Here is a 5,696-nt window from a genome sequence, read left to right on the forward strand (position 1 = left end):
GTCAGGACTTGGGTCATGGTTCTATCGTAACTTCCGCATTCCTCCCGACACTGACCCTACGGGTACAGTGCGGGGCTCCTGCGATTTCTAGCTGACCCTGCTCCGTTCAATGGTTTTACGGCCCATACCGTCAGCCAATAGCTTGGACGTTGAATCCAGGTTGAGCGGGCCACGGGGCCTGTCGGTCAAGAGGAACAAGTTTAAGCCTGCTTTCGATAACTGACTCGATATCTGATCCGTTTGCTCAACAAGGGAAATACGTTTGTCCAGCGATTGGAAGATTCCCCTTCCAATAGCAGGCATACTGCAGTTGCTGAATTGCTCCTCTTCGATGCCTCTGGGAGTTCTGGGCATCTCGATCTTCGAGAGGGATCCCTGAGGTGGCCCATGTGAGTGAGGTGAAATCCTGGCAACCGAGCAGATCGATAACCCAAACTGAGGAGAGCTGACTATGAGTATGAGTATGAATAGGGCTTCTGCCTTCCCCTTAACCTGGCTGTGGACGGGATCCCTGGCCCTGGGGGTGACGGCCCTGGTGACCCGCCAAGTGATCTGGGGGCTCTTACCTTTGGCAGCAGCCTACCCTGCCATCCGCCGCCGCGAAGAACAGCTTGGCCAAGTTCTGGAACAGACCTGGACACAGCAGCAACAGACAGCAACCCAACTGGAGACCCTGCAAGCGCGTTTCGAGGTGCTGGACGCTCGGCTCACTGCTGAACCGTCCCTTCTGCAGCAGACCTTGGCTTCCCCGTCTGAAGCCATTCAAGAGCTCGAGCAGAAAGTAAAGGTTTTGGAGCCCATCTGGGTACAGCAGCAGCAGACGGCGGCCCAACTGGAAACATTACAAGGGCGGATCGACGCCCTCGAAGCTCGGCCCACGTCTCATCTGTCCGTGCGGCAACAGCTGGCCCCCATCACCCAGGCCATCCAGCAAATCCAGCAGCGGTTAAAAGCCGTGGAGCTGCGGTTGAATGCTCTGCCGGTATCCCAGCCCCAAGTGACTCTGGAGCAACTGGAGTCTGTACAGGCGCAACTCCAACACCTGCAGCAGCTGGTGGCATCCCAGCCGACCCCTGCTTTTCCCCGCAAAGCCCTGGGGGTGTTCATCGACGCGGCCAATCTCCACGCCAGCGCCCAGCAGTGGGGATCCCATCTCGACTATCCCAGTCTGCTCAGCTGGCTGGCCCAGGGCAGATCCGAGATGGAAGTGCATGTCTACAGCGGGGTAGATCGCCACAACCTAGCTCGGCGTCGTTTCCTGCGGGAGTTGAGAAAACAGGGCTATCGGGTGGTCACCAAGCCGGTGGTGATCCACGCCGACGGCAGCCGCAAAGCCAATCTGGATGGGGAGCTGATCGTGGACTTGATGGCGATGCACTCCCACTACGAGACGGTGCTGCTGCTGAGTGGGGATGGAGATTTTGTGCCGGCCCTCAAGCATATCCGCCGCCAAGGCTGCCGGCTGGAGGTAGCCGCCTACAGGCCGAACACGAACCCGGCGTTAATTCGGATAGCCGACCAGTTCGTGGATTTGTGCGCTTGGCAGGGGACAGGAACGCTGGTGCCGCTGCCTGCAAAACAGACTCCGGCCACCGGCTAAACCTTGCCATCTCAGCACAGTTACATCGATCCCTGACTCCCCTCTCCCAAGGCAGGGAGAGGGGCTGGGGGTGAGGGTAGGCGGCACAGCGTCTTAACCTTGTTTATTTAAAGTGATCAGAAGTGCTCATCTTCTCTAACCATTTTCTGATTTGCAGTCTCAACGCCTGAGACTCGCTTGGATCAACCTTGCCCCAGCAGTCAACTTAACCCCAATTGGAGAGTCCAGATGTCAACGCAACTCACACAGCGGTTTGTGCAGGCAATGCACTATGCCCATCGCTGGCATGCTTCTCAAACCCGCAAGGGAACCGGGATCCCTTACCTCAGCCATCTGTTGGCCGTAGCAGCCATCGCCCTGGAGCATGGGGCGGATGAAGATGAAGCGATTGCCGCTCTGCTCCACGACAGCCTAGAGGACGGCCCCCACAACACAGGCGAGCCCCGGGCCCAGATTGAGCAACAGATCCGGGAGCACTTTGGAGAACGGGTGCTGCAGATCATCCTGGGATGTACGGATACCGAAAGCGATGGCTCCCGAGGCGAGCCCAAAGAAAACTGGAAAGAGCGCAAAACCGCCTACCTGAAGCACCTGGAAACGGCAAATGCCTCGGTTTTGTTGGTGGCCGCCTCTGACAAGCTGCACAACGCCCGCTGCATCTTGCGGGATTTTCGCCAACTGGGGGATGAACTCTGGCAGCGGTTTTCCGCCGGAAAAGAGGGATCCCTGTGGTATTATCGATCGTTGGCAGAGATTCTGAGGCGACGGCTGCCCGGCAATCTATCGGCGGAGCTTCAAGAGCTGGTGGCCGAGCTGCAATGCCAAGCTGGAGCGGTAATGCCTTGACAGAGACAAGCAGGGCTGAAGAAAATGCTGAGGGCAGCCCTATTCATCACACTTTTTGGGTCACGCACCTATGGTTCTCGCTGTTGGCACCCCTGCTCCTGGGTTCAACACCACTGACACCCAAGGCAACCAAGTCTCTCTGGCTGATTTTGCCGGGAAAACCGTAGTCCTCTACTTTTATCCCAAAGACGACACCCCCGGCTGTACCAAAGAAGCCTGTGGATTCCGCGACGCCTACGCCGACTACCAAAGCAAGGACGTGGTGGTGCTGGGGGTGAGCATGGACAACCAAGCCTCTCACCAGAAGTTCACCGAAAAATACAACTTGCCTTTCCCCCTACTGGTGGATAGCAGTGGGGTGATCACCCGCGCCTACGATGTGGACGGGGGCGGCTATGCCAAGCGGGTGACCTACGTCATTGATGGCGAGGGCAAAATTGTCAAGGTCTACCAGAACATCAATACCGAAACCCATGCCCGCGATATTTTGGCGGATTTGGGTTTGTAGAAACGCTGCCTCTTTTCAGTACTCCTCGCTAGATCCCGGCCTTTGCGCATGAACGACGACATTCCGGTCGCCCGTCGCCAGTCCACTCCGGCGAAAAAAGCGCAAAGTTCGGTGCCTGCCCTGAGGTCCCGTCTAGTCTTGGGCCTGGTGCTGGTTGGGCTAGTGCTCCTGGCGGGTTGGGGGATAGAGAAGTTACCGGGATCCCAGCAGGCGGCGGATCCCCAAGTTCTGGAGGAAGCCGGTCAGCCCTCTCTGCCGCAGCCAACTGTGCAGAATGGGCGACCTTCTCTGTTGGGGCACTATGCCTATTCCGAAGCCCCTGCAGACAGCTTGCGGGTGGTGGGCAGCTACCGTGGTCGAGAGGTGCGCCTGCGCCAGGCGGCTGCCGAAAGTTACCTTCGCATGAGCGAAGCAGCTCAAGCTGCCGGGATCCGCCTTGTCCCTATTTCCGGGTTTCGCTCCATTGCGGATCAGGAATTCTTGTTTTTTCAATTGGCTCAATCCCGAGCCTTGCGACCCGAGGAACGAGCTGCTGTCAGTGCTCCCCCTGGCTATAGCGAGCACCACACTGGCTATGCCATCGACCTTGGGGATGCCGGGTTTCCGCAGTGGGATACTCAAGAAGCCTTTGAGACCACCCCGGCCTTCCAGTGGCTGCAGAGCAACGCGGCCCGCTTTGGCTTTGAGCTGTCTTTCCCCAGAGACAACCCTCAGGGGGTGAATTACGAACCCTGGCACTGGCGCTTTGTGGGCGACCGTGACAGCCTGGAGACCTTCTACGCTCCCCAAATCAAACCATTCCCAAATCAGCCCAATCAAACCGAGACCCCTACTCTCCCGTCTTCCAGAGGGAGAAGAGCTGGGAGTGAGGGCTGACTCCTTTGGGGAGAGAGGAAAGGGGGAGCTCCTTGGGACTACCGTCACGGCCCTCTCCCTTGCAGGGATCTCATTCCCCTCTTGAATGGGTTCACAAGCCTAAGCAAGCGGATGACGCGATTCGAACGCGCGACCGTCTCGTTGGCAACGAGAAGCTCTACCACTGAGCTACATCCGCGTCGGGAAATTTATGATGGCAAGTTTTGCGGTGGTTTGTCAAGTCAGGGATCCCTGGCGCATTTTGTTCCAGAATGAGAGAAGTTCATCTTTCTTTGCAGTTGCGCAAAGTCTGGGCGGGATCCCGGGCAGCGCCTGTTTGAGGGTATTGCTATGCGGGTAGCCATTATTGGGGCCGGATTGGCTGGGTTGGTGACGGCAGTCGATTTGGTCGAGGCAGGACACGAGGTGCAGCTCTACGAGGCGCGGCCTTTTGTCGGCGGCAAGGTGGGATCCTGGCAGGATGCCGATGGCAACCACATCGAGATGGGGCTGCACGTTTTTTTCTGCAACTACAGCAATTTGTTTGCCCTGATGAAAAAGGTGGGGGCCTACGAGAACCTGCTGCCCAAGCAGCACACCCACATCTTTGTCAACCGAGGTGGGCAAACGGCCAGTCTGGATTTTCGCTTTCCCCTGGGGGCGCCTTTCAACGGCCTCAAAGCTTTTTTCACCACCGAGCAGCTCTCTTGGGCGGACAAGCTGCGCAACGCCTTGGCGCTGGGCACCAGCCCCTTGATTCGCGGCTTGCTGGACTATGAAGGGGCAATGCGGCAAATTCGCGCCTTGGATCGGATGAGCTTTGCCGATTGGTTTCGGCGGCATGGGGGATCCGAGGGTAGCCTGAAGCGGATGTGGAACCCGATTGCCTATGCCTTGGGCTTTATCGATACAGAGCAGATTTCTGCCCGCTGCATGCTGACGATCTTTCAGATGTTTGCCAGCAAAACAGAGGCCTCCAAGCTCAATTTCCTCAAGGGATCCCCGGACACCTATCTCACTCAGCCTATCGTCCGCTACATCCAAGCCCGCGGGGGCCAGATCCACACCCGCAGAGGGGTCAGCCGCATTGAAGTGAGCGACTCCTCTCCCTACCCCGTGACCGGCTTGCTCTTGGCTAATGGAGAGCGGGTAGAGGCAGATGTGTACGTGTGCGCAGCGGCGGTGGAAGGGGCCAAGCGGCTGATCCCGGAAGTGTGGCGGCAGTGGCCACAATTCGACAACCTCTACAAGCTGGAATCCGTACCGGTGGCCACGGTGCAATTGCGCTTCGATGGCTGGGTGACGGAGCTGAACCCCCAAGGCCAGGCCAAACGAGCCAGCCAACACCCAGAGGCTCTGGGTATCGACAATCTCCTCTACACCGCCGATGCCGATTTTTCCTGTTTTGCCGATCTGGCCCTCACCAGCCCCGCCGACTACTACAAGCCGGGCCAGGGATCTCTATTACAATGCGTGCTCACGCCGGGGGATCCCTTCATAGCCATGCCCAACGAGCAAATTGCCCAGCACGTGTTGCACCAAGTCCACGAGCTGTTTCCCTCATCCCGGCAGCTGAACATGACCTGGTACAGCGTGGTGAAACTGGCCCACTCCCTCTATCGAGAAGCGCCGGGCATGGATCCCTATCGCCCACAGCAAAAGACCCCAGTACCCAACTTCTTTTTTGCCGGCAGCTACACCGCCCAAGACTACATCGACAGCATGGAAGGGGCCACCCTCTCCGGCCACCTGGCTGCTCAGGCCATTCTGGCTGCCCACAGGGATCCCTGATAGGAGCATGACTCTAGTCAATAATAAGCTCAACTATACTGAAAATAATGTATAATATGTTCAGTACGGATTACTACCAGTTGATCTTTCTGTTTA

5 protein-coding genes and 1 tRNA gene are annotated in these 5,696 nt (G+C 57.7%); 5 read left to right on the plus strand and 1 reads right to left on the minus strand.

Annotated elements, in window-relative coordinates:
* Window positions 1-463: 463 nt before the first annotated feature.
* The 4 genes from ACVWZU_RS14205 to ACVWZU_RS14220 all read left to right on the plus strand — a co-directional run bounded on the left by ACVWZU_RS14205 (window position 464) and on the right by ACVWZU_RS14220 (window position 3,830).
* Window positions 464-1,600, plus strand: coding sequence for a LabA-like NYN domain-containing protein (locus ACVWZU_RS14205; protein ID WP_457445548.1), 1,137 nt, complete (start codon window positions 464-466; stop codon window positions 1,598-1,600).
* A gap of 228 nt (window positions 1,601-1,828) precedes the next feature.
* The gene (locus ACVWZU_RS14210) at window positions 1,829-2,446 is read left to right on the plus strand and encodes an HD domain-containing protein (RefSeq protein ID WP_011432688.1); all 618 of its coding nucleotides are present in this window, start codon (window positions 1,829-1,831) and stop codon (window positions 2,444-2,446) included.
* 70 nt (window positions 2,447-2,516) lie between these two features.
* A complete protein-coding gene (locus tag ACVWZU_RS14215) occupies window positions 2,517-2,954 on the plus strand; it encodes a peroxiredoxin (RefSeq protein WP_457445550.1) in 438 nt (145 codons plus the stop codon).
* 48 nt (window positions 2,955-3,002) lie between these two features.
* A complete protein-coding gene (locus tag ACVWZU_RS14220; protein WP_457445552.1) occupies window positions 3,003-3,830 on the plus strand; it encodes a M15 family metallopeptidase in 828 nt (275 codons plus the stop codon).
* 106 nt (window positions 3,831-3,936) lie between these two features.
* On the opposite strand, the gene ACVWZU_RS14225 is transcribed toward ACVWZU_RS14220, so the two are convergent.
* Window positions 3,937-4,008, minus strand: a tRNA-Gly gene (locus ACVWZU_RS14225).
* A gap of 152 nt (window positions 4,009-4,160) precedes the next feature.
* Between ACVWZU_RS14225 and zds the strand changes: the two genes are divergently transcribed.
* Window positions 4,161-5,600 carry a 9,9'-di-cis-zeta-carotene desaturase gene (gene zds, locus ACVWZU_RS14230; RefSeq protein ID WP_457445559.1) on the plus strand — a complete coding sequence of 480 codons (1,440 nt, stop codon included), beginning with the start codon at window positions 4,161-4,163 and terminating at the stop codon, window positions 5,598-5,600.
* Window positions 5,601-5,696 lie beyond the last annotated feature (96 nt).

The sequence above is a fragment of the Thermostichus sp. MS-CIW-26 genome, assembly GCF_054059115.1.